Raw genomic sequence first — 24810 nt, forward strand, 5'->3', positions numbered from 1 at the left:
GCAACCATGTACGAGCACTACAAGACAGCGCAAAAGAAATTCTGGCACCCGATGAGTTCGTCGGCGCCGGCCAACCGCTCCAAGACATTGGTCATCGCCCGTGGCGACGGTAACTACATCACCGATATCGACGGCCATCGTATGCTCGATGGAGTCGGTGGCTTATGGAACGTGAACGTGGGGCACAACCGCGCTTCAGTGAAGGCGGCCATCGCCGCACAAATGGACGAACTGGCGTATTACCAGACCTTCGACGGCATCGCTCATCCACGGGTGTTCGACCTGGCCGAGCGACTGACGTCGATGTTCGCCCAGGAAGACATGGCGCGGGTGTTGTTCAGTTCCGGCGGTTCGGACGCGGTCGAGACGGCCCTGAAAATGGCCCGCCAATACTGGATCGCCAGCGGCGAGCCGGGGCGCACGCGCTTCCTGTCATTGCGCAATGGCTACCATGGCGTACACATGGGCGGCACCTCGGTGGGCGGCAATGGGGTCTATCACTACAACCACGGTCCGCTGTTGGCCGGCTGTCATTTGCTCGATACGCCCTGGCTGTACCGCAATCCGTGGGACTGCCGCGATCCGCAGGAATTGACCGCCCATTGCATTCGCCAGTTGGAAGACCAGATCGCCTTGCTCGGCGCCCAGACCATCGCGGCGCTGATCGCCGAGCCGGTGCAGGGCGCCGGCGGCGTGATCGTGCCCCCCGCCGATTACTGGAAAGAGCTGCGCAAGGTGTGCGATCGCCACGGCATCCTGTTGATCGCCGATGAGGTTGTGACCGGCTTCGGCCGCACCGGCTGCATGCTCGGCAGTCGCGGTTGGGGCGTTGCGCCGGACGTGCTGTGCCTGGCCAAGGGCATCACCGCCGGTTACATCCCCATGGGCGCCACGGTGTTCAACCAGCGCATGGTCGATGCCATCGAGAACGGCCCGGGTTTCACCAGCGTGATCATGCATGGCTACACCTACAGCGGACACCCGACGGCCTGCGCGGCAGCGCTGGCGGTGCTGGACATCGTCGAGGCCGAGGATTTGCCAGGCAACGCCGGCAAGGTCGGCGCCCACTTGCTGGAGCAACTGCAGCCGTTGGCCGAACGTCATGCGCTGGTCGGCGAAGCGCGCGGCAAGGGCCTGATGATTGCCGTCGATCTGGTGGCGAACAAGGTCACCCGCGAACCGCTGGATCCCGCCAATGGCCTGGCCTCGCGGATTGCCGAGCATGCGCGTCGGGCCGGGGTATTGGTGCGCCCGATTGGCAACAAGATCGTCCTGTCGCCACCGCTGACCCTCACGTCCGACGAGGCCGGCATGATCGTCGGCGCGCTGGACGACGCGCTCGCCAACTGCCGCTAGCCCGGCCAGCCGGCAACGCCTTCGGTGCCGGCTTCCAATATAAAAACAGCCTGTCAAGGCGCACCTCAAGGAGCTCAAGCCATGCGGTCTCTATCGCGTATGGGATTTTTCGGCAGTGGCCTGGCCTGCACGCTGGCATTCTGCGCCACCAATCAGGTCCAGGCTTACGCGCTGTATGCCGATGACGACACTCACCTCAACGCCGACCTGCTGGCGGTGTTCGGCCACTTCAACAGCCGCAAGAACTACGACGGCAGGACGGGCGGTTCGACCTGGCGCGAAGGCTTCATCAAATATGGCGTGAGCGGCGATCAGGGCCTCACCGGCCAGGGCACCGCCTACGGCGCCTTCAGCCTGGTCAGTTCCGCCACCTGGGGCGATGGCGACGCGGCCGGCAATACGCTGGGCAGCGAGCGCACAACGAAGATCGAAGATGCCTACCTGGGCTGGCGCTCCGCCGATCTTTTCCCGTTGCTGGGGCAGGACGGTGTCGACATCTCCGGCGGGCGGCAGGTGGTCAAGCTGGGCAGAGGGTTTTTGATCAACGATGATGGGCCGAACCTGGGCAAAGGGCCGGCGGGCGGGCGCCTTGATCGCGGTGGTGCTTATTACCTGGCTGCGCGACACGCGTTCGATCAAACCGCCGTGTTGCGCCTGGGTGGGCGAGATGGTTTGCATGGCAGTGTGGTGTGGCTTAAATCGGACAACCGCGCCCAGGCCGAAACCGAACTGGCGGCGGGCACGCTGGACTACACCGCCAAGGCCGGCACGTTGGGGCTGACGTGGATACATGGCATCGATGTGAACGACCGCTGGGCCAGCGATTTCCAGCGGCAACGCAAGGGCATGAACGTCTACAGCGTTCGCGGCGAGGGTGATGCCGGCATCGAGAACGCCAGCCTGGCCTTCGAGTATGCCTGGCAGGACAAGGACGCCGGCCCGCAGAACGCCTGGTACGCCGAGGCCGGCTACACCTTTGCGGACATCGCCTGGGCGCCGAAACTGACCTATCGCTACACGCGTTACTCGCAGAAGTGGGACTCGCTGTTCACCGGCCAAAGTACCGGCTATGGCACCTGGTTCCAGGGCGAAGTCGCGGGTAACTACGCCGGGCCGTTCAACAGCAACACGGGCATCCATCATGTCGGCCTGAAAGCCACACCGCTGGAGAACCTGATCCTCGGTGCGTTGTATTTCGATTACAACAATGTGCGCAAGGACAACGCCTTGAACCTGGATGCCCGTGAGCTGGATTTCTATGCCGAGTGGGCTGTGAACGAGCACTTGATCGTCACGCCGCTGATCGGCCTCTACAAGCCGGACCGGGATGCAACGACAGGGGGCAATCAAGTGGCGGGCAATGGCACCAATGTGTACAGCCAGGTGACGGTGGCCGTGCCGTTTTGAGGCCGGAGGCTGTTCGATGAACCCGTGGCGAGGGAGCTTGCTCCCGCTGGGCCGCGCAGCGGCCCCTCTTTTTTGGGCCTGCTACGCAGTCCAGCGGGAGCAAGCTCCCTCGCCACAGGGGGATCGTTTCTCTTGAATGAGCAGTGTTCCTGCTTTCTAACCGACAGCAGACGGGCTGTGCATCCGCTCGGCAATACGCCGAGTAGTCTCCATGACCATTTCAATCACGGTCTCCTGACGCAGCAATTTGAAGCTGTCAGTGCTGCCCACGGCGGAAAGGCTGCCCACCACTTCGTCGAGGCCGAGATTGATGATCGGTGCCGCGATACCGGTCAGCCCTTGGTTGAGTTCGTCGTGGGTCAGACAGTAGCCATCCTTGCGGATTTTTTTTGTCGCCTTGGAAAAGCTCGGCCAGTCGTAGGGATTGTCGGGTTCGTTGGCCAAGTGTTCGTCGAACAGACGCTGCAAGCGTCGACCTTTCTGGAACGCGATCAACACCTTGGACTGCGCGCCGCGAAAGAACGGCAGCGGATGGCCGCGGCCGAACGAGAACTGGTAGGTGTCGTCGGGTTCGGCGATGTAGGTGTTGATAATGTGGCCGTCATAGAAAACGCTGGCGAACACGGCGAGGCCGGTTCGTTCGGACAGCTCGTGCATCAGCTCGCGGCCGGCGACGAGGATCGGGTCGTACTGACGCATCATCCAGTCCAGTTCGATGATCCGCGGCCCCAGGCCGTAGCTGCCGGCATCCACCCGCACCAGCAGTCCGGCGTCGCACAAATCCTTGACGTAGCGGTACACGGTCGCCCGCGACAAGCCCATGCGTTCGGCAATGGTGTCGGGGTCGATCTTCAATCGATCCGGACCGAAAAGGTCCAGGACGCTCAGCATTTTGCTCAGGCTGCTCATTTCGCTCCTAAAGGGGGAGTGGCGCGTACGTGGCCGTTTGGGTGAGCACTATAGGTAGACCCGCCGATGATGAAAAGCCCGTCGGGTTCGCCTGTGGCGCGCTGTCACGTTAACTGAAGACGTGAGAAAAGCAAGTCAATCGATCGTAATGAGCGCTTCAAAAACACACGTAAATCTCAAAATATGATTTTTATCGTGAAAAAATAGCTTGTTTTGTCGATTTCTCTGTGTGATAAATCTCAGCCACTGCAAACGCTCGATGAAGAGGGCTGGAAATGAATGGTGCGCAACTGATAGTGAAGGCGGCGGTGGCGAGCGGTATCGAATACTGCTTCGCCAATCCCGGGACGACAGAAATCCCCTTGGTGGCGGCCATGGCCAGCGCGCCAGCCCTCAAGCCGGTGTTGTCGTTGTTCGAAGGGGTCTGCACCGGCGCCGCCGACGGCTACGGGCGGATTGCCGGCAAGCCGGCGATGACCCTGACGCACCTGGGGCCAGGCTTTGCCAATGGCATCGCTAACCTGCACAACGCCCGTCGCGCCAACACCCCGATCGTCAACGTCATCGGCGATCACGCGTCCTGGCACGTCAATTACGATCCGCCGCTGGCCAGCGACATCCAGGCGCTGGCGGGCAGCGTTTCCAAGTGGGTACGTACCTCGCGCAAGGCGTCGGGAGTCGGCGAAGATTTCCAGGAGGCGGTGCGTGCCGCCTGGCAAGCCAATGGTCAGATCGCCAGCTTGATCCTGCCGATGGACCTGCAAGCCAACACGGTGCAGCACGAGAAGGCGTTCACGGCTTTGCAGGCGCCGGTCCGGCGGTTTGCCGGTGACCGGATCGAGGCGGTCGCCCAGGCCCTGCGTGATGGCCGCCGGCTGGTGTTTATCGTCGGCGACCACGGCTTGTCCGTCGCCGGGCTCGAAGCAGCGGGGCGCCTGGCCCAGTTGTCGGGCGTGCGGATGTTCGCCGAGACCTTTCCGCGCATGAGTTATCGCGGTGGCGGCCTGCCGGACCTGGATCGCCTGCCGTACTTCCCCGAAGTGGCCATCGAGATCCTCGACCAATACGACGCGGTGGTGTGCGCCGGCGTCCCCGAACCCATCAGCTATTTTGGCTACGAAGGCATTGCCTCCCGGCTGGCCGAACGTGATCGCCTGCTGTGCTTGGCCGAGGTGGGGGACGACGTGGCCGGAGCGCTCACCGCGTTGGCCGATGCGCTTGAGGCGCCGGCCTATGTGCCCACGCCGATGAAGATTGAGTTGCCCGCAGCCGAGGCTGAATTGACGCCGCAGTCGGTAGGGCAGGTATTGGCCGCCTCGTTGCCGGACGACAGCATCGTCTCGGTGGAAGGCGGAACGTGCGGCTATCCATTCTTCACCGCCTCGGCCCACGCCGCACGGCATCGAGTCTTGACCAACACCGGCGGGGCCATCGGCCAGGGCATCCCGGTGGGCTTCGGCGCCGCGATGGCCGAGCGCGGCAACAAGGTGTTCTGCCTGCAATCGGACGGCAGTGCCCAGTACACGATCCAGACCTTGTGGAGCATCGCCCGGGAGCAATTGCCGGTGGTGATCCTGATCGCGGCCAACCACCGCTACGCCATTTTGCAGAACGAACTGCGCCGCTTCGGCATGACCGACTTGGGGCCTGAGGCCCTGAGCCTGACGGTGTTGGACCGCCCGCGCATCGATTGGAAAGCCCTGGCCAAAGGCTACGGCTTGCCGGCCAGCACCGTGCACACCAATGGCGAGTTGCAGCGCGCCCTGGCCAATGCCAAGGCCGACGGTGGTCCTTGCCTGATTGAAATGGCGCTGTGAGGGAGAGGATATGAATCAGATTCAACTGTTACCTGCGGTCGAGCAGTTCTTGTCGCAACCGGGGCGTCTGTTCATCGGTGGGTCTTGGCAGGATGCAGCCAGCGGCCAGCGGTTCGCCGTAGAAAACCCGGCCACTGAACACACCCTGACGGAGGTGGCCGCAGGCGGCGATCGTGACGTGGATGCCGCTGTCGCCGCCGCCCGTGTGGCCTTCACCGGTGCCTGGGCGCAGCATTCGCCGGCCCAGCGTGGGTTGCTGTTGTTTCGCCTGGCGGAACTGCTCGACCAGCATCGCGAAGAACTGGCGCAACTGATCACTTTGGAAAACGGCAAGCCGATCGCCGCAGCCCGAGGCGAAGCCGCCAGCGCCGCCAACATCATTCGCTACTTCGCCGGCTGGCCGACCAAGATTGAAGGCAGTACGTTGCCCGTATCGCCCGCCAGTGGCGCGCCGATGCTCAACTACACCTTGCGCGAGCCGGTGGGCGTCTGCGCGTTGATCGTGCCTTGGAATTTCCCGCTGACCATGTGCGTATGGAAGCTCGGCCCGGCGCTGGCGACCGGTTGTGTCGCGGTGCTCAAGCCCGCCGAACAGACGCCCCTGGTTGCGATTCGCCTGGTGCAACTGATCGAGGCTGCCGGTTTCCCGGCCGGGGTAGTCAACCTGCTCACCGGCCTCGGCGCCCAGACCGGCGCACCGCTGGCCCAGCATCCGGACGTGGACAAGATCGCCTTCACCGGTTCGACCCAGGTGGGCCGGCTGATCGCCCAGGCGGCCACTGGCAACATGAAGAAGGTCTCGCTGGAGTTGGGCGGCAAGTCCCCCAACATCATCCTGCCGGACGCCGACATCGTCCGCGCCGCGAAGGGCGCCGCCGACGGCATTTTCTACAACCAGGGCCAGGTCTGCACCGCCGGATCGCGGCTGTACGTGCATGCCAGCGTTCTCGACCAGGTACTTGAAGAACTCCAGCGCCATGCGGCCGCCCATGTGCTGGGGTCGGGGCTGGATCCGGCCAGCAGCATGGGCCCGCTGGTCTCGGCCCGGCAATTGGGCACGGTGCGCGGCTACCTGCAACGGGGCCAGGAAGAAGGCGCCGAATTGATCTGCGGTGGCGACCGGCCGGCCCATCTTGAACGCGGCCATTTTATCCGCCCCAGCGTATTTCTCGACCGCGCCGAGCGCGCCTGTGTCGCCCGGGAAGAAATCTTCGGCCCGGTGCTGACCGTCATGAGCTGGACCGACATCGACGAACTGGTGCTGCGCGCCAACGACTCGCCTTACGGCCTGGCCGCTGGCCTGTGGACCCGCGACTTGCGTTCCGCCCACCGCGTGGCGGCGCAGTTGAAGGCCGGCTCGGTGTGGATCAACTGCTGGAACGTCGTTGACCCGGCTTCGCCATTCGGTGGCTACAAGCAATCGGGCTGGGGGCGGGAAATGAGCAAGAACGTGATCGATGCCTACACCGAAACCAAAAGTGTCTTCGTCGATCTGGCCTGAACCGAATAATCACAAGAGGAACTGCTATGGATCTGGAATTGAAGGGCCGTGTGGCGATCGTCACCGGCGGTGGCATGGGCATCGGCAAGGAAGTCGCGCGTTTTCTGTCCCAGGAAGGATGCAAGGTGGTGATCTGCGCGCGGCGCATGGAGTTTCTCCAGCAAGCCGCCGAGGAAATCAGCGCCGAAACCGGCAACGAAGTGCTGCCGCTGTTCTGTGACACCAACCAGATGTCGGCCGTGTCCGATATGGTCGAGGCGGCCCACAAGCATTTTGGTCGTATCGACATCCTGGTCAACGGTGCCGCGGCCCCGTCCGGTGTGGTGCGCAACGACATCGAACATGCCGGCGATGACGAATTGCTCTCGGACCTCAACACCAAGGTGATCGGCTATTTCCGTTGCGCCAAGGCCGTGACCCCACACATGAAGGCCGGCGGCTTCGGTCGCATCATCAACATCGGCGGCCTGACCGGGCGCGGCAGCAAGGTCCTCTCGGGCATGCGCAACCTGGCCATCGCCCATATGACCAAGACCCTTTCCGACCAGTTGGGCCCTGCCGGCATCACCGTCAACCTGATCCACCCCGGCGTGGTCGACACCCCGCACATCCAAGAGCTGTATGAGCGCGAGGGCGTCAAGCAGGGCAAGACGCCCGCGCAGGTGGAGCAGGGCTACATCGACGCGACGCCGATCCGACGCACGCTGGCGCCCATCGAAATGGGCTGGCTGATCGGTTTCCTCGCATCCCCCAAGGCCGGCGCCGTCACCGGGGAATCCATTGGCATCGATGGCGGCTTGACCCGTGGCATCTTCATTTGAGGAGCGGCAGTGATGAGTAACGGAACCCTTTTGGTCGCCACCGTCGGGCAGGCGATCATCCGCAGTGCCGACGATGGCCGCACCTGGCATCGCCTGGGCTTGGGCCAGGATCTGGAATTCGATGCGATCACTCGATCCTTGAGTTTTCATCCCGGTACGCCTGAAGTGATCTATGCCGGCACCGATATCGGCCTGTGCGTCAGCCGCGATACCGGCGGCTGTTGGCAGCAAGTGGATTCGCCGTTCAACGGGCAGACCGTCTGGAAGGTCGCGGTGGATCCCCAGGATGCCCAGCGCATTTTTGTCGGCACCGGCGCGCCTTCCCGCGCGGTGCTGTGGCGCACCCTCGACGGCGGCGAAAGCTGGGATCGGGCCCCGGTGGAGATCCCGGAATTCTGCGACGGCGTCAGCCGGCCGCGCTTGCTGGCCTTCGCCTACGACCCGACGGATCGCAACCAGCTTTGGTTCGGCCTGGAAGAGGGCGGGTTGTTCCACAGTCGCGACGGCGGTGACAGCTGGACCCGTGTCGATGACCGCTTGCTGTGGGACTACAACTCGGACGTGCACAACATCCTGGTCCTGCCCAACCATGGGCAGAAAGTCATCGTGGTGGTGTGCGTCAACGCGGTCTACCGCAGCCTCGACGAAGGGCAGACCTGGACCGGGATCATCGCCCGGGAAACCTTCGGCCTGTATTACGTGCGAGCCATGAACGCGCCGTTGGGCAGCGAAGACACCCTTTACTTGAGCATCTCCGATGGCACCCCGGGCACTACCAGCAAAGTCCTGATCTCGCGGGACGCTGCCATCAGTTGGGAAGTGCTGCCGCTGCCGCAGCAACCCAACTCGTGTGTCTGGGCGATTGCCGTGAACCCGGCCAATCCTCGGCAGATCGTCGCCGGCACCAAGTACGGCCACCTGTTCACTTCCGAGAACGGCGGTGATGGTTGGCAGAAGCAGTGGCGTGAGTTCAGCGAAATCGCTGATGTGCTCTGGACGCCCGCCGTGGCGCAGATCAAGTCCGGACATCAATCCATCGTCAAGAAAAACTGAGGTATCGCGCGATGAAAGTCGAAGTCGTTCGTACTCATCTGTCGTTGTTCGTGAGCGACCCTGAAGTATCGGCACGTTGGTACGCCGATGTGCTGGGCATGCATGAAAGCGCCCGGGGTGAAAGCTGGATCATGATGGCCTTCGGTGCCAAGCACCACGATATCGCCTTGATCCGCGCAGAACCCGGCGCCCACCAGGGCGGCCTGGGGTTGCAGCACTACGGGCTGGAGATCGCGGGGGACATGACCACCCTGCGCAAGCTCTACGGCATGTTGCTGAGCAAGGGCGTCGAGGTGGTGAAGATCACCGATCACGAGATCGGCAACGGCGTGTACTTCAACGATCCCGATGGCAACCGCATGGAATTCTTCCTCGAGTCCGAACACGACGACGCGCGCGGCAAGGCCCGTTTCAAGGCCGCTGGCGCCCCCAGTCGGCATTTCAATCTCGATCCACTTTGAATGAGGTTTCTGTCATGAAAACCGCGAATTTCGCCAGCTATCACATCCGCAAATGGTACAGCTTCGTCGAAGAAACCCTGGCCAACGAAACCGGCCAGTTGGCCGATGGTGAGCCGCTGTTCAAGTACGCCATCGGCGCGGTGATTGCCAACCCGTATGCCGGACGCTTCAGCGAAAGCCTGGCGGAGCTGGTCGAGCCTTCACCGTTGTTGGGCCAGGAATTTGGCCGACGCATTCGGGTAATGGCCGGCCAGCGCGAGATCGTCAGCTACGGCAAGGCGTGCCTGGTTGGCAGCCTTGGCGAGTACGAACACGGCAATGCGCTGCTGACCAATCCAGCGGCGGATCCGATCCGTGTAGCGCTGGGCGGCGGCAAGTCCTGGGTGCCTTCCACCGGCAAGCGTGGCGGCCCTGGCGTGACCATCGACGTGCCGCTGGCTCACAAGGATGCGCTGTACGTGCGCTCGCATTACGACAGCATCTCGCTGTCGTTCGGCGACGGACCCGCAGCGGACGAGTTGGTCATCATCTGGGCCTTCGCCACGCGCGGGCGTCTGCATGCGCGCCTGGGTGGCCTGCAGGCGGCGGACGTCAAGGGCAATGACGGCCTGTATTGAGGCGCACTGATCGCGGGGAATGACCGATGTCTGCAAACAGCCAGTTTTTCACCAATCGATCGGGGATGCGCCTGCATTACGTGCGCTGGGGCAATCCGTCCGGCATTCCGGTTTTGCTGCTGCACGGGCTGCGTTCCTATTCCCAGACTTGGGCACCTTTGGCCGATGCGCTGGGCGAGCACTATTGCTGCCATGCCCTGGACCAGCGCGGCCGTGGTCAGAGCGATTGGGCCGAGGCTTCCAGCTATCGCACCGAGACCTATGTGAGCGACCTGGAAGATTGGGTCGCGCACCTGAGGCTGGAGCGTTTTGTCCTGGTGGGGCATTCCCTTGGCGGGACCAACGCCCTGGAATACGCCCGGCTCAATCCCGGACGGCTGCAAGCCCTGGTAATCGAGGACATCGGCCCCGGCTCGTCGATCCGCGGCGAGGGCGCCGAGCGCATTCGCCGCGAAATGAGCCAGACACCGCTGGTCTTTCCTGATTGGGAAAGTGCCGCGCAATTCTGGCGCAAGTCGCGACCGGGTCTGTCGGACGACGGCCTGGCGTCGCGGTTGACCTATTCCATGAAGCAAACGCCGGAAGGCATCGTATGGCGTCACGACCAAAAAGGGATTGCCGAGGCGCGCCTGAGCATCACGCCGACTGACTTGTGGCCAGCGGTGCGGGCGCTGGATTGCCCGACGCTGTTCATTCGTGGCGCGCGTTCGGATTTTCTTCCGTTGGCAACCCTGGAGGCGATGCGCGAGGCCAATCCGCGGGTGCAGACAGCCGAAATCGCCGACGCCAGCCATTATGTCCATGACGACCAGGGCGACGTGTTCAACCGGGTCGTCGCGGATTACCTGCGTGACCAACTCTTGCAACTACAACAATAAAGCGGTGGATAGCGATGAAGCAGGACAAAACCCAGGTTGTCATCGTGGGCGGCGGCCCGAACGGGATCACGGCGGCGCATTACATGGGGCTGTACGGCATCGACTGCATCGTCCTCGAATTGGCCGAGGGCATCCTGCCGTATCCCCGCGCGGTGGGCATGGACGATGAGGCGCTGCGCGTGCTGCAAGGCATCGGCATTGCGGAGTTGGCGGCGCGGGACATGATCTGCAACGTGCCCCTGCGTTACTACAACGCGCGCGGTGTGTGCTTTGCCGAGGTCAAGCCGAGCACGGCCCACTACGGCTGGCCGATGCGCAACATCTTCATGCAGCAATTGCTTGAAGGCACGTTGCGCGAGCAGTTGGGCAAGCACCCGGGTGTCGAGTTGCGCCAAGGCCACGAAATGCTCGACCTGGAACAGGACGAGCAGGGCGTGACCTTGCAGGTGCGCGATGCCCGAGGTGAGCTGTATCAGTTGCAGGCGCAGTATGTGATCGGCGCCGACGGCGGGCGTTCCAGCGTGCGCAAGAAACTCGGAATCGAGCTGCTGGGGCTGACCCACCCGCGCAAATGGGTGGTGGTGGACACGGCCAACGACACCCTGGATGCGCCTTATACGGCGTTGCACGCCGATCCCCAGCGGCCCTTCGTCTGCATCTATTTGCCGTACCAGCAGCGGCGCTGGGAGTTCATGCTGCTGGAAGGCGAAGACGAGGCCCGCATGTGCGAAGAGGCGACGATCCGCACGTTGATCCGGGGCCATATCGGCGAGGCCGTCGACCAATTGGAGATCATCCGGATCCGCGCTTACACCCACAATTCCCGCGTGGCGGCGCGCTTCGTCGAAGGCCGCGTGGCCCTGGTGGGCGATGCGGCGCACATTTCTCCGCCGTGGGCCGGGCAGGGGCTCAATTCGGGCTTGCGGGACGTGGTCAACGTCGCGTGGAAGCTGGCGGCGATTCTCCTGGGCCGGGCGTCACCGTCGATCCTGGGCAGCTACGACCAGGAGCGTCGCGGCCATGCGACGGACCTCATCGCGCTGGCCGACAACATGGGCGCGGTATTGGGGCTGACCAACCCGCTGATGGCCGGCGTGCGGGACTGGTTGTTCCAGGCGGTGAACAGCGTCGATAACCTTCGCTCGCACTTGCTCGAATTCAAATTCAAACCCAAGGCGACCATCACCAAAGGCCTGGTCTATCACGAGCGTGCCGAGCTGCACGAGGATGATCTGGTCGGGCAACTGTTCATCCAGCCGTCGGTGGAAGATGCCCAGGGCCAGCGTCGGCATCTGGACGAGGTGCTGGGACACTCCTACGCGGTGCTGGGTTATCGGGTCAATCCGGCGGCGCACCTGGGCGAAGAAACCGCTGCTTACTGGGCACGCTGGGATACGCGCTTCATCCAGATCAATCGCTCGCGCAGCGGTGTGGGGCGCAACCAACCCTTGTCGGCCAGCGGCGCCATCTGCATCGAAGACGTCGACAATCGCCTGGGCGAGTGGTTTGCCAAGGTGCGTGATTGCATCGTGGTGGTGCGGCCGGATCGGTTTGTCGCGGCGATCACCACGCCGGAACGGCTCGACGGTGTCTTGCGCAAGTTGGCGGAGCAATTGTCATGAGGCCGGATGACGATCTATTGGTCCGGCTTCACGACGCCGCGCACGCTGTACACGCCTTGCCGTCTTTGCCACCAGAGGCTTACGACCTGCCGGCGGGTTATGCCTTGCAACGCGAGGCATTGCGCCGACGACAGGCCAGTGGCGAGCAATCGACCGGGTGGAAAGTCGCCTTTGCCGGCCGTGCGGCGCAGGAGCGCTTTGGTATTGATGAGCCAGTGTTGGGCGGCTTGACCGACGCCATGGCTTTGCAGCCCGGTGTTGCGGTGCCGCTTGCACGGCTGATCCAGCCGAAGCTGGAGATCGAACTGGCGTTTGTCCTCGGGCATTCGCTGGCGCCGGGTTTCTACAGCGACGAAGACATCCTCGCCGCCGTGTCCGAGATCGCGCCGGCATTCGAAATTGCCGATTGTCGTTGGCAGGGCTGGCGTTTCGGCGTCGGGGCGTTTCTCGCCGACAATGCCGCCGCGGGGCTGTATTGCCTGGGGCCACGGGTGAGGTTCACACCTGATCTATTGCCCCGAGTGGATTATCGGTTGGAATGCGACGGGGTGGCGTGCGGCGAAGGAAACGTCCTGGCGCGTGAGGACACGCCAGTGGCGAACCTGTGTTGGCTGGTCAGGCGATTGCTGGCCGATGGGCAGTGCGTTGAGGCGGGGCAGGTGGTGCTTTCCGGGTCGTTATTGGCACCGTTGGACATCAAGAGCGCTGAATACCGCTTGCACATGCTTGGCATGGAACTGGCTTTGGTTTTCCAGCGATAAGAACGTTTCTCTCAAGGACGCGATGGACCTGTCGCGAGGGAGCTTGCTCCCGTTTGACCGGGCTGGCGCTCCAGTGCGAAGCGCTCATAAAAAAGAGGTCTGCTTCGCAGCCCAGCGGGAGCAAGCTCCCTCGCCACGGGTTTATCGATTTCTTTGGATATCAGCATCGGGCAATAAGCGCAGGGCCACCGAGGAACAACGATCATGTTCGCCGAAGTCCGTACCTTCAATGATCCTCAACAACACGCCGGTTCGATTCTGGGCTGGCATCAGGTCTATGACCAACTCGGCCGTGGCTGCCTTTCCAGTGAGCTGCGGCAGGTGTGTGCCGAGCGCTTCCAGATCTTCCAGGAGGTGCTGGACAAGCGCGTGGTGCAACGCGGTAGCGCGCCGAAAGGGCGCTTGTGCATTGCCCTGTCGCTGGGCAATGCGCCGGTGGTACAAGGGCACCAAGTCGGCGCCCACAGCGTCGTGCTGTTGCGCGACGGCGAAGACTTCGTCTTGCATGCTCCGGAAGGCACGCACTTCTTCGCCGCGAATGTCGACACGGTGCGTTTCGCCAAGCTGGCGGCCTATGAGTTGCCGGACCAGCAGCTCAAACGCCTGAAAAGCGTTTCGCAAATCAGCGTGGATGAAGCGGTGCTGTCGAGGGTCCAGCAACAGATCCAACCGCTGTTTCGTCACCTTTTGGAACAAGCGGACGCCGTCAATCCCGCCGTGGAAAAAATCCTCGAAGACGTGCTGCTCAATGCATTCCTCGATCTGTTCAGCCACGCCTCGGACGAGGTGCGTGGGCGTCGCGGCAACGTTGCTGTCAATGCCTACCTGGTCAAGCGGTGCCAGGAATTGGTCATGGCCAGCGCCGAAGTGCCGTTGAGCATCCTGGACCTGTGCGAACAATTGCGCGTGAGCCGCAGGACCCTGCAGAACAGCTTCCAGGCGGTCACCGGGATGCGTCCGGTGGAGTACTTGCGCAACCTGCGGCTCAATGCGGTGCGTCGGCGTTTGATCAGCACCCGTGCGACCGCGCTGAATGTCAGCGAGATCGCCGTGGCGATGGGTTTTTTCCACCTGAGCCACTTCGCCGCCCATTACCGGGCATTGTTTGGTGAGTCGCCTTCGGACACACCCCGGGCACGGGCTTGATGGGCGCGGTGTTACCAAACCATCCGGCCCTGCACCCATAAAAGGCAGCCGCTGAGCTGTTTGGTAGCACACCGGGTGCGACCCAGCCTGTAGCGCGCCCGCCGTTTTCCTCGACAACTTCCTCAAAATCAATCCCTTGCACAGCCAACGGTTCGCTTGGCACGCATTCTGCTTTTATGAATCCATGGATAATTGGATACAAAAATGCAGAAGGTGCTGCCATGCAGTTTGCCCCGACCTACGCTGAACGTGCGCCCATCACTGCCGAGGAGGAAGCCTATAACTTTCTGCTCGAAGCCATTTGCGGCGGTCGCCTGCGCAAAGGCGACCGGCTGATCGCCGAGGACATCGCCAATGAGATCGGCATGAGCCGCATGCCGGTGCGCGAGGCTTTCCGGCGCCTGGATGCCCAGGGCCTGGTGACCCTGCGGCCCAATCGCGGTGCGGTGGTCAGTGGCCTGGACATCGATGAATTGCACGAAGTCTTTGAAATGCGCAGCGCCCTCGAAGGCCTGGCGGTCCGCGTTGCCACGGCGAAAATCGGCGAGCGCCAACTGGCCGCCCTTGAACGCCTGCTGGACGAGATGGACGACTATCGCGAGGAAAGCGCCGAGTGGGTCAGCCGTCATCGCGCATTTCATGAATACCTGTGCAGCCTCAGCGGTCGGCCGCGCTTGCTGAAACAGATCAGCGCGCTTTATTCGCTGATCGAAGCGCCGATGCGCCTGTGGCTGCAACACGTGGAAAAGCCCCTGAGTGCGCGCCAGGAGCACACACTGATCCTCGATGCCCTGCGTGCGGGCGATGCCGAAAAGGCCGAGGCGGTGGTGCGTGCGCACATCGAGGGCACCGTTCCTGAATTGATCGAGTTCCTGCAATCGAAAAATAACGAGAGCAGGCTTTAAGCCTGCCCCGTGTTTTGACTTTGAGTACTGCCGTCATTTACTGAACTGGAGTGTCTGGTCATGCATAAGCCTCGCCTGTTGGTCGCCGCTTTATCCTTGGGTTTCTTCGCGCAATGGGCGGCTGCCGCGCCCGTTGTCCCGGAGCGCTTGCTCAAGGCCGATAAACTCGTCTACTGCTCAGGCATGGATTCGCCGCCGCTGGTGTCCTTCGACGAGGCGCAGAAACCCAAGGGACTGACCGTGGACCTGGGCCTGGAAATCGCCAAGCGTTTGGGCGACAAGAAGGTCGAGTGGCGGGTCATTCCGTTTTCCGGATTGCTGCCGGCGCTGTTGGCCCAGCAGTGCGACATGATCGTCGATCAGCTGTTTGACAAGCCCGAGCGCCGCGAGGTGATTAACATTGTCAACTACATGTATTCGAGCCAGGCGGTGGTAGTGCCCAAGGGCAATCCGAAGGGCCTCAAGACGCTCAAGGACCTCTCCGGACACAAGGTCGCGGTGCTCAACGGCTCTACCATCAAGACCCTGCTCGACGCCGAAAATGAAAGCCTGGCCAAGGCCGGCAAGCCGCCCATGAAACTGGTGGTCTACAACTCCGACACCGATGCCTTCCAAGCCCTGCGCATCAGCCAGGTCGACGCCTACGGCACCACGGTGGAAACCGCCGGTTATTACGCGGCGATGGCGCCCGAATTGTTCGAGGAAGGCGTGCCAGCCTTCAGTCGGATTCTCACCGGGCTGGGCATTCGCAAGGACGATCCGCAACTGACCGCCGCCGTGCAGCAAGTCGTCAGCGACATGCGCAGCGACGGCAGCTACAGCCAACTGCTCGGCAAATGGCATGTCGCCAGTGACACGCTTGATTGAGGTGAACCGTCGATGAATTTCAATTGGGATGTGTTCTGGCAGTACCTGCTGCAGCCCAGCGGGGTGTACCTCACCGGGCTCTGGCTGACTTGCCTGATCAGTGTGCTGGCGATGCTGCTGGGCTGCGCGCTCGGATTGGCCGCTGCGCTGTTGCGGTTGTCGCGCAACCCGTTGCTGAACCTGCCGGTGCGCTTTTACGTGTGGTTGATGCGTGGCACGCCGCTGCTGGTGCAGATCGTCTTTCTCTACACGGCGCTGGCGGCCGGCGGGATCTTCCGTTTCGAAGACATCGACCTCTTTGGCCTGGTGATCCCCGGCAACATCCAGGCGGCGATCATCGCCCTGGGCCTCAATGAAGGCGCGTACATGGCCGAGATCATCCGTGCCGGCATCGGCGCGGTGGACAAGGGCCAATACGAGGCCGGACGTTCCCTGGGCATGACCTTCGCCAAGCTGATGCGCCGCATCGTGTTGCCGCAGGCGTTCCGGGTCATCGTGCCGCCGCTGGGTAACGAGTTCAATGTGATGCTCAAGAACACCACGCTGGTCAGCGTGATCGGTGTGCAGGAGTTGCTGCTCAGTACCCAGATGGTCACGTCGGCGACGTTCCGGGTGTTCGAGTTGTACCTGGTGGTGGCGATCTATTTCCTGTTGCTGACGACTTTGTGGGGCTTTTTCCAGCGTTGGCTGGAGGCCCGTTTCGGCCAGTCGGACCGGCCCTCGTCACCGCCGCCGGCATCGACGCGGATGTTCGGTCGCAGCACCTTGAACCTGTTGAGGGCACGTTGACCATGACGCATAAAAGCGAAGAGTTGATCATCGAGGCGCTGGACGTTCACAAGTCCTTTGGCGAGTTGCAGATTCTCAAGGGCATCTCCTTGCAAGTGCGGCGCGGCGAAGTGGTGGTGCTGATCGGCGCGTCGGGCTCCGGCAAGACCACTTTCATCCGTTGCATCAATCTGCTGGAAGACATCCAGGGCGGACGCATCCGCGTCAACGGTCGCGCCATGGGTTATCGCGAGCGGGCCGACGGCAGCCTGGTGCGTGAGTCAGAGCGCAACATCGCCCGGCAGCGGCGCGACATTGGCATGGTGTTCCAGCGCTTCAATCTGTTCCCGCACATGACTGCGGTGGAAAACATCATCGAAGCGCCGATCCAGGTACTCGGGGTGCCTCGCGCCGCCGCGTTGGAACAGGCCCGTGGCCTGCTGGAACGGGTCGGGTTGGCGGACAAGGCCAACCATTACCCGTCGATGCTTTCCGGCGGCCAGCAACAGCGGGTGGCGATTGCTCGTGCCTTGGCGATGAAACCCCAGGCCATGTTGTTCGACGAACCCACCAGCGCCCTCGACCCGGAGACCGTCGGCGAGGTGCTGCAGGTGATGAAGGAACTGGCCGAGGAGGGCATGACGATGGTCGTAGTGACCCATGAAATGGGTTTCGCCCGGGAAGTGGCCGACCGCGTGGTGGTGCTCGATCAGGGCGAGCTGATCGAACAGGGGCCGCCGGAGCAGATTTTCTGCCATCCCATCCATCCGCGCACCCGGGCGTTTCTCAGCCGAGTGCTGTGATCTTTTCCTGCTATCGAATTCCTGGATTGAAGAGCCTTTGCCATGCTGAAATTTTCTGCCCACGAATACCCTTATCCGTCGCAGCGCCAGAGCGTTTTTGCCCGTCGTGGCATGGTCGCCGCGTCCCAGCCCCTGGCCGCCCAGGCGGGCATCGAGATCATGCAAAAGGGCGGCAATGCCATCGACGCCGCCATCGCCACGGCATCCGCTCTGACGGTGGTGGAGCCCACGGGCTGCGGCATTGGTGGTGACGCCTTTGCCTTGGTCTGGTGCAAGGGTCGGTTGCACGGTCTCAACGGCAATGGCCATGCGCCGGCTGCCTTGAGTATCGAGGCGGTCAGGTCGGCCGGTCATGAAAAGATGCCGCTCTATGGCTGGACGCCAGTGACCGTTCCCGGTTGCCCGTCGGCCTGGGCCGAGTTGTCCCAACGCTTTGGCAAGTTGCCCTTTGCCGAGTTGCTGCAACCGGCCATCAGCCTGGCGCGGGATGGCTTTGCCTTGTCGCCGGTGGTCGCCCATCAATGGCAGGTTGCGGTGAACGAGTTCACGCCCCATCGCGATACCGTGTTGGACACTTGGTTCGAGACTTTTCTGATTGATGGCCGCGCGCCTCGGGCCGGGGAGATTTTTCGCAATCCGGCCCAGGCCAGGACCCTGCAGGAATTGGCTGATAGCCGTTGCGAAAGCCTCTATCGCGGCGCATTGGCCGAGCGCCTGGACGCCCATTCCCGGGCCAGCGGTGGCTATCTGCGGGCCTCGGATCTCAAGGATTATCGCGCTCAGTGGGTCGATCCCATCCACGTGAATTACCGAGGCGTGGATGTCTGGGAAATCCCGCCGAGCGGGCAGGGCCTGGTGGCTTTGATGGCTTTAAAAATATTGGAGGGTTTCAACTTTGATCACCGCGACAGCCAACAGACTTGGCATCGCCAACTGGAGGCGATGAAGCTCGCTTACAGCGACGGACTGCACTACATCACCGATCCCCTGCACATGCGCGTGGCGGTCGCCGATCTGCTCAGCGATGACTACAGCGCCCGCCGTCGCGGCCAGATCGGCGAGCAGGCTCAACCGCCCGCGCCCGGCGACCCCCACGCCAGCGGCACGGTGTACCTGGCGACAGCGGATGGGGAGGGCAACATGGTCTCGTTCATCCAGAGCAACTATCACGGGTTCGGCTCCGGCGTGGTGCTGCCCGACAGCGGTATCGCCCTGCAGAATCGCGGTCAGGAATTCAGCCTCGATCCGACCCACGCCAACTGCCTGGTCCCCGGCAAGAAGACCTTTCACACCATCATTCCCGGTTTCCTCACTCGCAACGGCGAGGCTCTCGGCCCGTTCGGTGTGATGGGCGGCTACATGCAGCCCCAGGGGCATGTGCAGATGGTCATGAACCTGGTGGATTTCGGCCTGAACCCGCAAGCCGCCCTGGACGCGCCGCGCTGGCAATGGTTGGGCGGGATGAAGGTCGGGATCGAGCAGGGGGCTTCCCGGGACTTGATCAATGCGCTGGCACGGCGCGGCCATGAGGTCACGGTTGCCAGCGACCTGACCGACTATGGGCGTGGGCAGATCATTCTGCGCGATCCTGTCAGCGGCGTGTTGTGCGGCGGGACAGAGCCCCGGGCGGATTCGCATATCGCGGTTTGGTGAGGATTGTCATCCAGCTTCACCGCAGGGTTATTCGATGCCGCCGCCGGCCTGCTCGCGGATCAGTTCGGCCAGGATCGCGACGGGGTCGGTCAAGCTCTGTCGCGATCGGTGGATCAGGCCGATGTCGCGATGAAACGTGTGCGGCCCGAGGTCCAATGCCCGCACGCCTTTGGGCCACGGCTGATGGGCTGATGTCTGTGGCACCAGGGCGACACCGACGCCTTTTTCAACGAGCTTGATGATCGCGTCCAGCTCATCCAGTTCGCACACTTCGCGCAGCGTGAAATGCATCTGCCGCAGGAAACGATCGACCTGCCTGCCACCGAAGGAAGACCGGTCGTAACGAATGAAGGGTTGGCTGGACAGCAGCGCCGACCAGTCCTCGCCGGGCATTCCACGGGGAACGATCAACCGGTAAGGCTCAAGCGCCAGGGTCGTCCAGCGCAGATCGCTTTGCAGCGAGAACGGTGGGCGGATCATCACCGCCATGTCGATTTCGCCGGCATCCACCAGGTTGATCAACTCGACCGACAGACCCGGCACGACGCGCGTGCGGCATTGGGGGCATTGCCGGTGAAACCTGGCGAGGGCATCCGGCAGATAGGCGCGTTGGACAGAGGCGATCGCACCGATGTTCACCAGGACGCTGGGAGGAAGACCGGGCGTGGTGGAGCCGAGATTCTCGTAAAGGCGAATCAGCTCCTGCGCTTGCAGGAGTATCTGCTGGCCTCGCTTGTTGAGGTGGGCCGAGCGTCCTTTGCGGTCGAACAGGTCGAAGCCCAGCTCGGTTTCCAGGCGCTGGATCTGCGCACTGACCGCCGCCTGGGTGAGGCCGATCTTGTGCCCGGCGGCGGCAAAGGTGCCTTCGCGCGCCACGGCGATGAGGGTCTTGAGTTCTTTGATCATTGATTAACATTAATTGTGTTTCTGAGAAATTTATATTGATTTTTTTGTTGTGCCTGCACGACTACGATGCAATGCACGCGCTGTTGCGTTCCGACAAACAAAACGTCTCTGGAGTCCCGATGAGCCTCTCACCTTTCCACCTTGCGATTCCGGTATATGACCTGGCGGCAGCCCGTACTTTTTATGGTCAAGTGTTTGGGCTGGAGGAGGGCCGTTCCAGCGAGCAGTGGGTCGACTTCAATTTCTATGGGCATCAGCTGGTGATTCACGAGCATCCCAAGACCGCTTCCCAGGAAAACGTGCACAGCAACGCGGTGGACGGGCACGACGTGCCGGTGCCGCATTTTGGCGTGGTGTTGGGCTGGGCTGAATGGGAAGCGCTGGCCGAACGGTTGAAATCCTTCGGCACCGAATTCGTGATCGAACCCTACGTGCGCTTCAAGGGCCAGGTGGGCGAACAGGCGACGATGTTCCTGTTCGATCCATGCGGCAATGCGCTGGAGTTCAAGGCGTTCAAGGACATGAGCCAGTTGTTCGCGAAATAACGGTTGGGTGTTAAAGACTGTGGAAGCAAGCTGAATGCAAGGCTCATGACCACTGACTATCCCTGTGGGAGCGAGCCTGCTCGCGAAAGCGGTGGATCAGTTCGCAACGATGTTGGCTGTGCCGACGCCTTCGCGAGCAAGCTCGCTCCCACAAGGGTCCTGCGCTGAATGCAAAGCTCATGGACACCCAAGATATCTGTGGGAGCGAGCCTGCTCGCGAAAGCGGTGGATCAGTTTGCAGCGATGTTGGCTGTGCCGACGCCTTCGCGAGCAGGCTCGCTCCCACATAGTCTTCGGTCGGATTACAACGACGCCCTGAGCACCAGTGGGCAATCCACCGGCTGGGTGCCCGCTACTTCGAGACTGTCGATCAAGTGGCGGGCCGCCTGGCGACCAATCTCGTAGTACGGCAGTTGGACCGTGGTCAGAGGCGGCATGAACAATTCGGCGATGCCGATCATGTTGTCATAGCCGAGCACAGCCACATCGTCCGGAATTTTCAGGCCGCGGCCCAACAACCATTGATAGGCGCAAAAGGCAATGCGGTCGTTGCCGCAGACCAGGATGTCGAATTGCGGACGACCGTCCACGATGTGCCGTTCGAGAATGGCGGCGGTTTCACCATAGGCATCGTGGTCGGAAAGGTCGTATTGCAACAGTGCGCCTGGCGCCAGCCCGAATGCCTGGCAGGCGCGTTGCAAGCCCTGTTGGCGCAGGTTCCAGGCGACACTCTTCCTGGGCAGATTGATGCACAGCGGACGCCGATAGCCTTGGCCCAGCGCATGGTGCACGGCGCGATACTGTCCAGCTTCATCGTCCGGGACATAGCTGACCAGTTGGCTGTCATCGGCCAGGCAATTGGCGAGCACCAGAGGCTTGCTCTTGAGTCGCTCGGGAATGCTCACCTGGCGCAACCCCATGGCACTGAAAATCAAGCCGTCGGGACGGTGCGACAGCATCAGGTCGATGTTCTGGTCGGTGGGCGGACTGCTCAGCAGGTTGAGGATAAAGACGTTCCAGCCCGCTTGTTGCGCGGTCTGTTCGATGGACAGCAGCAGCTCGACGGCGAACGGCGTGGTCGCGGTGTCCAGTGCGAATACGCCGATGGTGCGCGCCTGCAAGTTGTCGCCGCGCATCCGGCGCGCCGACAGGCTCGGTACGAACTGCAATTCATCAATGGCGCGACGGACCCGTTGAAGGGTTTCGGGGCTCAGTTTTTCCGGCGTGTTGAGCGCGCGCGAAACCGTCATCAGGGATACGCCGGCCAGTTGTGCAACGTCTTTCACGGAAGTCATGCGAGGTGTGGCCAGTCAGGTTGACGCCGAATCATGACACAGGCCCCGGGTTTCTCGCGACTCGAATGACCCGACTCACAGCCATCCCGAGCCCAGCGGCCACGCGTTGGGAATGGCGACACGCCCACCCGTCCCGTTTGCCAACAGTTTCACTCCGAGGCTGTCGGGCCGTGGGTAGATACGGCTGCTGAGGCTGAAGCGGCCGTTTTCCTCAAACACCTCGATGGACGAACGATCGAGGAACACCCGCAGGTGCAGTTGCGTTTCCTCGGGCGCTATCGAGACGCTGCGCTGGCCACTCACTTGCGCACCCGAGCGGTCGCGGTCGAGTACCAGGCGTCGCAGTGCCGCATCGTAATAGAGCAAGGTCTGTTCCTGCCCATCGGCACTGCAGCGCAAGGCGATGCCCAACTGGCCTTCGGTGCAGCCGAGCAGGTTCAGGTGCACATGGATTTCGAGCCGGTCGCCCGTCACTTGCGGTACCCAACGGTAGCCAGATTCGCCCCACGGCGCGACGCTCGGCAATGGCGCCTGGCGCAGCGCGACCAGTTCCCGTGCCGGGAACGTGCCAAGGCGATCGCCTTGCAGTTCCAGCTCGCGGGGCAAACCGAGCATGCCACACCAGTGATGGGCCTGGCTCGGCATCGGGCTTTCCCACATGTCCAGCCAGGCCCACACCAGGCGCCGACCATCAGCGGCCACCAAGGTTTGCGCGGCGTAAAAGTCGTGACCGTTATCCAGCTCGATGAACGGCCCGCCGCTGAAGTGCCAGTCGCTGTCGAGGCGGCCAATGCGATAACCGGTCTGGTACTTGTTGAGCCGCTCGTAACCTTCGGGTTTCATGCCTTGCGGGGAATACAGCAGCACATCGCGCCCGTCCAGGCGAAACAGGTCCGGGCATTCCCACATGTAGCCATCGCCGTCGGTGCCGCTGGACACGTAGTCGAGAAATTCCCAAGTGCGCAAATCGGTGGAGCGGTACAGCGGCAGCAGCGGTGTGTCGCCCAGGCGCGCGCCGGCAATCAGGTACCAATAACCGTCCTCCTGCCAGACCTTGGGGTCGCGAAAGTGCATGATCGCCGCTTGCGGCGCGTGCTCAATGACCGCGCCATGCTTGGTGAACCGGACGCCGTCGACACTGGTGGCCAGGCACTGGACCTGGCGGATGAAGCGTTCGTCACCCACGTCGCCCAACCAGATGTGCCCGGTATAGACCAGCGCCAGGGTGTCGCCACACACCACCGCGCTGCCGGAAAAACAGCCGTCGCGGTCGAAGTCATCGCCCGGCGCCAGGGCAATGGGCAGGTGCTGCCAATGAACCAGGTCGGCGCTCTTGGCGTGGCCCCAGTACATCGGGCCCCATCTGGCGTCGAAGGGGTTGTGCTGGTAGAACACGTGGTACTCGCCACGAAAGAACACCACCCCGTTAGGGTCATTCATCCAACCTGTTGGTGGGGCCAGGTGATAGTCGGGTCGATAGTCGTGGATCAGGCGCGGCTGGCCATCTTCCAAAGCCTGCCGGGCCATTTCGAGAGAAGCGGATGTTGGATTGCTCATGGTATTCAACGACAAGTTCATAGGGCGCCCGCATGGGCCGAGCGCGAAGCGAGGCCGTCGGGCAGGTTTTCAATGGCGTGGCGCTTCAACGCCGCGCCGGGCGCGTCGAAGACGTGCAAATGTTCGATACCCAGTTGCAGTTCGACCCGATCGCCCACTCGCCATCCGGCATTGACCTCGCAGCGACAGATCAGCGGTTCTTCGTCGCCTGTTTCCAAGTGGACGTAGGTTTCACTGCCGAGGTATTCGACCCCGGCCACGACGACTCCGGTGCTTCCCTGGGCCACTTTGAGCGACACGTGCTCCGGGCGAATCCCCAGGCTCAACGGGCTGTTCGCCGCAAGGTGGGTGCTGTCGACGGGGAGGCGCGTCCTTCCCAACAACGGGCTTTCGATCAGGCTGGTTTCGCCAGGGCTATGCAGGCTTGCCGGCAGGAAATTCATCTTGGGCGAGCCGAGGAAACCGGCGACAAAACGGCTGGCCGGACGCTCGTAGAGTTCCCGCGGCGAGCCGACCTGCTCGATGCGTCCACCGTTGAGCACGACAATCTTGTCGGCCAGGGTCATCGCTTCAACTTGATCGTGTGTCACGTAGATCATGGTCGAGCCCAGTCGGCCATGCAGGCGGGCGATTTCGTTGCGCATCTGCACGCGCAAGGAGGCGTCGAGGTTGGACAGCGGCTCGTCGAACAGCAAGATGTCCGGTTCCCGCGCCATGGCCCGGCCCATGGCCACGCGCTGGCGCTGGCCGCCCGACAGTTCCCTTGGCTTGCGTTGCAGCAGTTTGTCCAGTTGCAGGATTTGCGCGGTTTTCAGCACCCGCTCGCGCAGGCTGGTTTTTTCGGTCTTGGCCAGCTTGAGGCCAAAACCGATGTTGTCGTAGACGCTCATGTGCGGGTACAGCGCATAGGATTGGAACACCATGCCGACGCCACGCTCGCGCGGCTCCAGGTCGTTGACCCGGCGTCCGTCGATCAGCAGGTCGCCGCCACAGATCGAGTCCAGCCCGGCGATCAGCCGCAGCAGGGTGGACTTTCCGCAGCCCGACGGGCCGACGAAGACGACGAATTCGCCTGCCGAGATGTCCAGGCTGACGTCACGAAGAATGCGTGCGCCGCCCAATTGTTTGTTCACGTTATCCAGCTTCAACTTGATCACGATGC

General features: G+C 62.5%; 23 protein-coding genes. 18 read left to right on the top strand and 5 right to left on the bottom strand.

Features of this window, described 5'->3' with window-relative positions:
- Window positions 1-6: 6 nt before the first annotated feature.
- The gene (locus FHK92_RS01255; protein ID WP_181286431.1) at window positions 7-1356 is read left to right on the top strand and encodes an aminotransferase class III-fold pyridoxal phosphate-dependent enzyme; all 1350 of its coding nucleotides are present in this window, start codon (window positions 7-9) and stop codon (window positions 1354-1356) included.
- An 81-nt stretch (window positions 1357-1437) separates the two neighbouring features.
- Complete coding sequence (locus FHK92_RS01260; protein ID WP_181286432.1) at window positions 1438-2763, top strand: hypothetical protein; 1326 nt, start codon at window positions 1438-1440, stop codon at window positions 2761-2763.
- A 156-nt stretch (window positions 2764-2919) separates the two neighbouring features.
- On the opposite strand, the gene FHK92_RS01265 is transcribed toward FHK92_RS01260, so the two are convergent.
- The gene (locus tag FHK92_RS01265) at window positions 2920-3672 is read right to left on the bottom strand and encodes an IclR family transcriptional regulator (RefSeq protein ID WP_181286433.1); all 753 of its coding nucleotides are present in this window, start codon (window positions 3670-3672) and stop codon (window positions 2920-2922) included.
- Window positions 3673-3947: 275 nt separating this feature from the next.
- On the opposite strand from FHK92_RS01265, the gene FHK92_RS01270 reads away from it, so the two are divergent.
- From FHK92_RS01270 to FHK92_RS01340, 15 genes are all read left to right on the top strand, one after another.
- Window positions 3948-5489: an acetolactate synthase large subunit gene (locus FHK92_RS01270; RefSeq protein ID WP_181286434.1), complete on the top strand. Its 1542-nt coding sequence runs from the start codon at window positions 3948-3950 to the stop codon at window positions 5487-5489.
- A 10-nt stretch (window positions 5490-5499) separates the two neighbouring features.
- A complete protein-coding gene (locus FHK92_RS01275) occupies window positions 5500-6990 on the top strand; it encodes an aldehyde dehydrogenase family protein (protein ID WP_181286435.1) in 1491 nt (496 codons plus the stop codon).
- 26 nt (window positions 6991-7016) lie between these two features.
- A complete protein-coding gene (locus FHK92_RS01280) occupies window positions 7017-7811 on the top strand; it encodes an SDR family NAD(P)-dependent oxidoreductase (RefSeq protein WP_181286436.1) in 795 nt (264 codons plus the stop codon).
- Window positions 7812-7823: 12 nt separating this feature from the next.
- Window positions 7824-8864 carry a VPS10 domain-containing protein gene (locus FHK92_RS01285; RefSeq protein WP_181286437.1) on the top strand — a complete coding sequence of 347 codons (1041 nt, stop codon included), beginning with the start codon at window positions 7824-7826 and terminating at the stop codon, window positions 8862-8864.
- Window positions 8865-8875: 11 nt separating this feature from the next.
- On the top strand, window positions 8876-9325 hold the full coding sequence (locus FHK92_RS01290; RefSeq protein ID WP_181286438.1) for a VOC family protein: 450 nt from the start codon (window positions 8876-8878) through the stop codon (window positions 9323-9325).
- A 14-nt stretch (window positions 9326-9339) separates the two neighbouring features.
- On the top strand, window positions 9340-9942 hold the full coding sequence (locus FHK92_RS01295) for an amino acid synthesis family protein (protein ID WP_181286439.1): 603 nt from the start codon (window positions 9340-9342) through the stop codon (window positions 9940-9942).
- 26 nt (window positions 9943-9968) lie between these two features.
- Window positions 9969-10820 (top strand): alpha/beta fold hydrolase, encoded by an 852-nt coding sequence (locus FHK92_RS01300; RefSeq protein ID WP_181286440.1) that lies wholly within the window; start codon window positions 9969-9971, stop codon window positions 10818-10820.
- A gap of 14 nt (window positions 10821-10834) precedes the next feature.
- Window positions 10835-12442: a bifunctional 3-(3-hydroxy-phenyl)propionate/3-hydroxycinnamic acid hydroxylase gene (locus tag FHK92_RS01305; RefSeq protein WP_181286441.1), complete on the top strand. Its 1608-nt coding sequence runs from the start codon at window positions 10835-10837 to the stop codon at window positions 12440-12442.
- Window positions 12439-13203: a 2-keto-4-pentenoate hydratase gene (locus FHK92_RS01310; protein ID WP_181286442.1), complete on the top strand. Its 765-nt coding sequence runs from the start codon at window positions 12439-12441 to the stop codon at window positions 13201-13203. The genes FHK92_RS01305 and FHK92_RS01310 overlap by 4 nt, the downstream gene beginning before the upstream one ends.
- 204 nt (window positions 13204-13407) lie before the next feature.
- On the top strand, window positions 13408-14349 hold the full coding sequence (locus FHK92_RS01315) for a helix-turn-helix domain-containing protein (protein ID WP_181286443.1): 942 nt from the start codon (window positions 13408-13410) through the stop codon (window positions 14347-14349).
- A 221-nt stretch (window positions 14350-14570) separates the two neighbouring features.
- Window positions 14571-15254: a GntR family transcriptional regulator gene (locus tag FHK92_RS01320; RefSeq protein WP_181286444.1), complete on the top strand. Its 684-nt coding sequence runs from the start codon at window positions 14571-14573 to the stop codon at window positions 15252-15254.
- A 60-nt stretch (window positions 15255-15314) separates the two neighbouring features.
- Window positions 15315-16121: an ABC transporter substrate-binding protein gene (locus tag FHK92_RS01325; RefSeq protein WP_181286445.1), complete on the top strand. Its 807-nt coding sequence runs from the start codon at window positions 15315-15317 to the stop codon at window positions 16119-16121.
- A gap of 12 nt (window positions 16122-16133) precedes the next feature.
- Window positions 16134-16910 (top strand): amino acid ABC transporter permease, encoded by a 777-nt coding sequence (locus FHK92_RS01330; protein ID WP_181286446.1) that lies wholly within the window; start codon window positions 16134-16136, stop codon window positions 16908-16910.
- 2 nt (window positions 16911-16912) lie between these two features.
- Entirely contained in the window at window positions 16913-17692 is a 780-nt protein-coding gene (locus tag FHK92_RS01335) for an amino acid ABC transporter ATP-binding protein (RefSeq protein ID WP_181286447.1), read from the top strand.
- A 42-nt stretch (window positions 17693-17734) separates the two neighbouring features.
- Window positions 17735-19345: a gamma-glutamyltransferase family protein gene (locus FHK92_RS01340; protein ID WP_181286448.1), complete on the top strand. Its 1611-nt coding sequence runs from the start codon at window positions 17735-17737 to the stop codon at window positions 19343-19345.
- Between the two features lie 27 nt (window positions 19346-19372).
- Here the strand turns inward: FHK92_RS01340 and FHK92_RS01345 are convergent, their stop codons facing one another.
- Window positions 19373-20251: a LysR family transcriptional regulator gene (locus tag FHK92_RS01345; protein WP_181286449.1), complete on the bottom strand. Its 879-nt coding sequence runs from the start codon at window positions 20249-20251 to the stop codon at window positions 19373-19375.
- A gap of 119 nt (window positions 20252-20370) precedes the next feature.
- Here FHK92_RS01345 and FHK92_RS01350 point away from each other — a divergent pair, with 119 nt between their 5' ends.
- Window positions 20371-20796 (top strand): VOC family protein, encoded by a 426-nt coding sequence (locus FHK92_RS01350; RefSeq protein ID WP_181286450.1) that lies wholly within the window; start codon window positions 20371-20373, stop codon window positions 20794-20796.
- 302 nt (window positions 20797-21098) lie between these two features.
- Here FHK92_RS01350 and FHK92_RS01355 read toward each other — a convergent pair whose 3' ends face one another.
- From FHK92_RS01355 to FHK92_RS01365, 3 genes are all read right to left on the bottom strand, one after another.
- Window positions 21099-22091: a LacI family DNA-binding transcriptional regulator gene (locus tag FHK92_RS01355; RefSeq protein WP_181286451.1), complete on the bottom strand. Its 993-nt coding sequence runs from the start codon at window positions 22089-22091 to the stop codon at window positions 21099-21101.
- 75 nt (window positions 22092-22166) lie between these two features.
- On the bottom strand, window positions 22167-23669 hold the full coding sequence (locus FHK92_RS01360; protein WP_181286452.1) for a glycoside hydrolase family 32 protein: 1503 nt from the start codon (window positions 23667-23669) through the stop codon (window positions 22167-22169).
- The gene (locus tag FHK92_RS01365; RefSeq protein WP_181286453.1) at window positions 23666-24805 is read right to left on the bottom strand and encodes an ABC transporter ATP-binding protein; all 1140 of its coding nucleotides are present in this window, start codon (window positions 24803-24805) and stop codon (window positions 23666-23668) included. The genes FHK92_RS01360 and FHK92_RS01365 overlap by 4 nt, the downstream gene beginning before the upstream one ends.
- Window positions 24806-24810: the final 5 nt, after the last annotated feature.

It is taken from the genome of Pseudomonas brassicacearum subsp. neoaurantiaca (assembly GCF_013608025.1).
Classification (GTDB): domain Bacteria; phylum Pseudomonadota; class Gammaproteobacteria; order Pseudomonadales; family Pseudomonadaceae; genus Aquipseudomonas.

What these genes read in the sequence shown, in the direction of transcription:
- FHK92_RS01275 (WP_181286435.1), top strand. Translation starts at nt 5,500, where the DNA reads ATGAATCAGATTCAACTGTTACCTGCGGTCGAGCAGTTCTTGTCGCAA.
- FHK92_RS01270 (WP_181286434.1), top strand. Translation starts at nt 3,948, where the DNA reads ATGAATGGTGCGCAACTGATAGTGAAGGCGGCGGTGGCGAGCGGTATC.
- FHK92_RS01310 (WP_181286442.1), top strand. Translation starts at nt 12,439, where the DNA reads ATGAGGCCGGATGACGATCTATTGGTCCGGCTTCACGACGCCGCGCAC.
- FHK92_RS01340 (WP_181286448.1), top strand. Translation starts at nt 17,735, where the DNA reads ATGCTGAAATTTTCTGCCCACGAATACCCTTATCCGTCGCAGCGCCAG.
- FHK92_RS01315 (WP_181286443.1), top strand. Translation starts at nt 13,408, where the DNA reads ATGTTCGCCGAAGTCCGTACCTTCAATGATCCTCAACAACACGCCGGT.
- FHK92_RS01305 (WP_181286441.1), top strand. Translation starts at nt 10,835, where the DNA reads ATGAAGCAGGACAAAACCCAGGTTGTCATCGTGGGCGGCGGCCCGAAC.
- FHK92_RS01360 (WP_181286452.1), bottom strand. Translation starts at nt 23,669, where the DNA reads ATGAACTTGTCGTTGAATACCATGAGCAATCCAACATCCGCTTCTCTC.
- FHK92_RS01265 (WP_181286433.1), bottom strand. Translation starts at nt 3,672, where the DNA reads ATGAGCAGCCTGAGCAAAATGCTGAGCGTCCTGGACCTTTTCGGTCCG.
- FHK92_RS01280 (WP_181286436.1), top strand. Translation starts at nt 7,017, where the DNA reads ATGGATCTGGAATTGAAGGGCCGTGTGGCGATCGTCACCGGCGGTGGC.
- FHK92_RS01355 (WP_181286451.1), bottom strand. Translation starts at nt 22,091, where the DNA reads ATGACTTCCGTGAAAGACGTTGCACAACTGGCCGGCGTATCCCTGATG.
- FHK92_RS01290 (WP_181286438.1), top strand. Translation starts at nt 8,876, where the DNA reads ATGAAAGTCGAAGTCGTTCGTACTCATCTGTCGTTGTTCGTGAGCGAC.
- FHK92_RS01325 (WP_181286445.1), top strand. Translation starts at nt 15,315, where the DNA reads ATGCATAAGCCTCGCCTGTTGGTCGCCGCTTTATCCTTGGGTTTCTTC.
- FHK92_RS01300 (WP_181286440.1), top strand. Translation starts at nt 9,969, where the DNA reads ATGTCTGCAAACAGCCAGTTTTTCACCAATCGATCGGGGATGCGCCTG.
- FHK92_RS01345 (WP_181286449.1), bottom strand. Translation starts at nt 20,251, where the DNA reads ATGATCAAAGAACTCAAGACCCTCATCGCCGTGGCGCGCGAAGGCACC.
- FHK92_RS01295 (WP_181286439.1), top strand. Translation starts at nt 9,340, where the DNA reads ATGAAAACCGCGAATTTCGCCAGCTATCACATCCGCAAATGGTACAGC.
- FHK92_RS01255 (WP_181286431.1), top strand. Translation starts at nt 7, where the DNA reads ATGTACGAGCACTACAAGACAGCGCAAAAGAAATTCTGGCACCCGATG.
- FHK92_RS01285 (WP_181286437.1), top strand. Translation starts at nt 7,824, where the DNA reads ATGAGTAACGGAACCCTTTTGGTCGCCACCGTCGGGCAGGCGATCATC.
- FHK92_RS01260 (WP_181286432.1), top strand. Translation starts at nt 1,438, where the DNA reads ATGCGGTCTCTATCGCGTATGGGATTTTTCGGCAGTGGCCTGGCCTGC.
- FHK92_RS01330 (WP_181286446.1), top strand. Translation starts at nt 16,134, where the DNA reads ATGAATTTCAATTGGGATGTGTTCTGGCAGTACCTGCTGCAGCCCAGC.
- FHK92_RS01350 (WP_181286450.1), top strand. Translation starts at nt 20,371, where the DNA reads ATGAGCCTCTCACCTTTCCACCTTGCGATTCCGGTATATGACCTGGCG.
- FHK92_RS01320 (WP_181286444.1), top strand. Translation starts at nt 14,571, where the DNA reads ATGCAGTTTGCCCCGACCTACGCTGAACGTGCGCCCATCACTGCCGAG.
- FHK92_RS01335 (WP_181286447.1), top strand. Translation starts at nt 16,913, where the DNA reads ATGACGCATAAAAGCGAAGAGTTGATCATCGAGGCGCTGGACGTTCAC.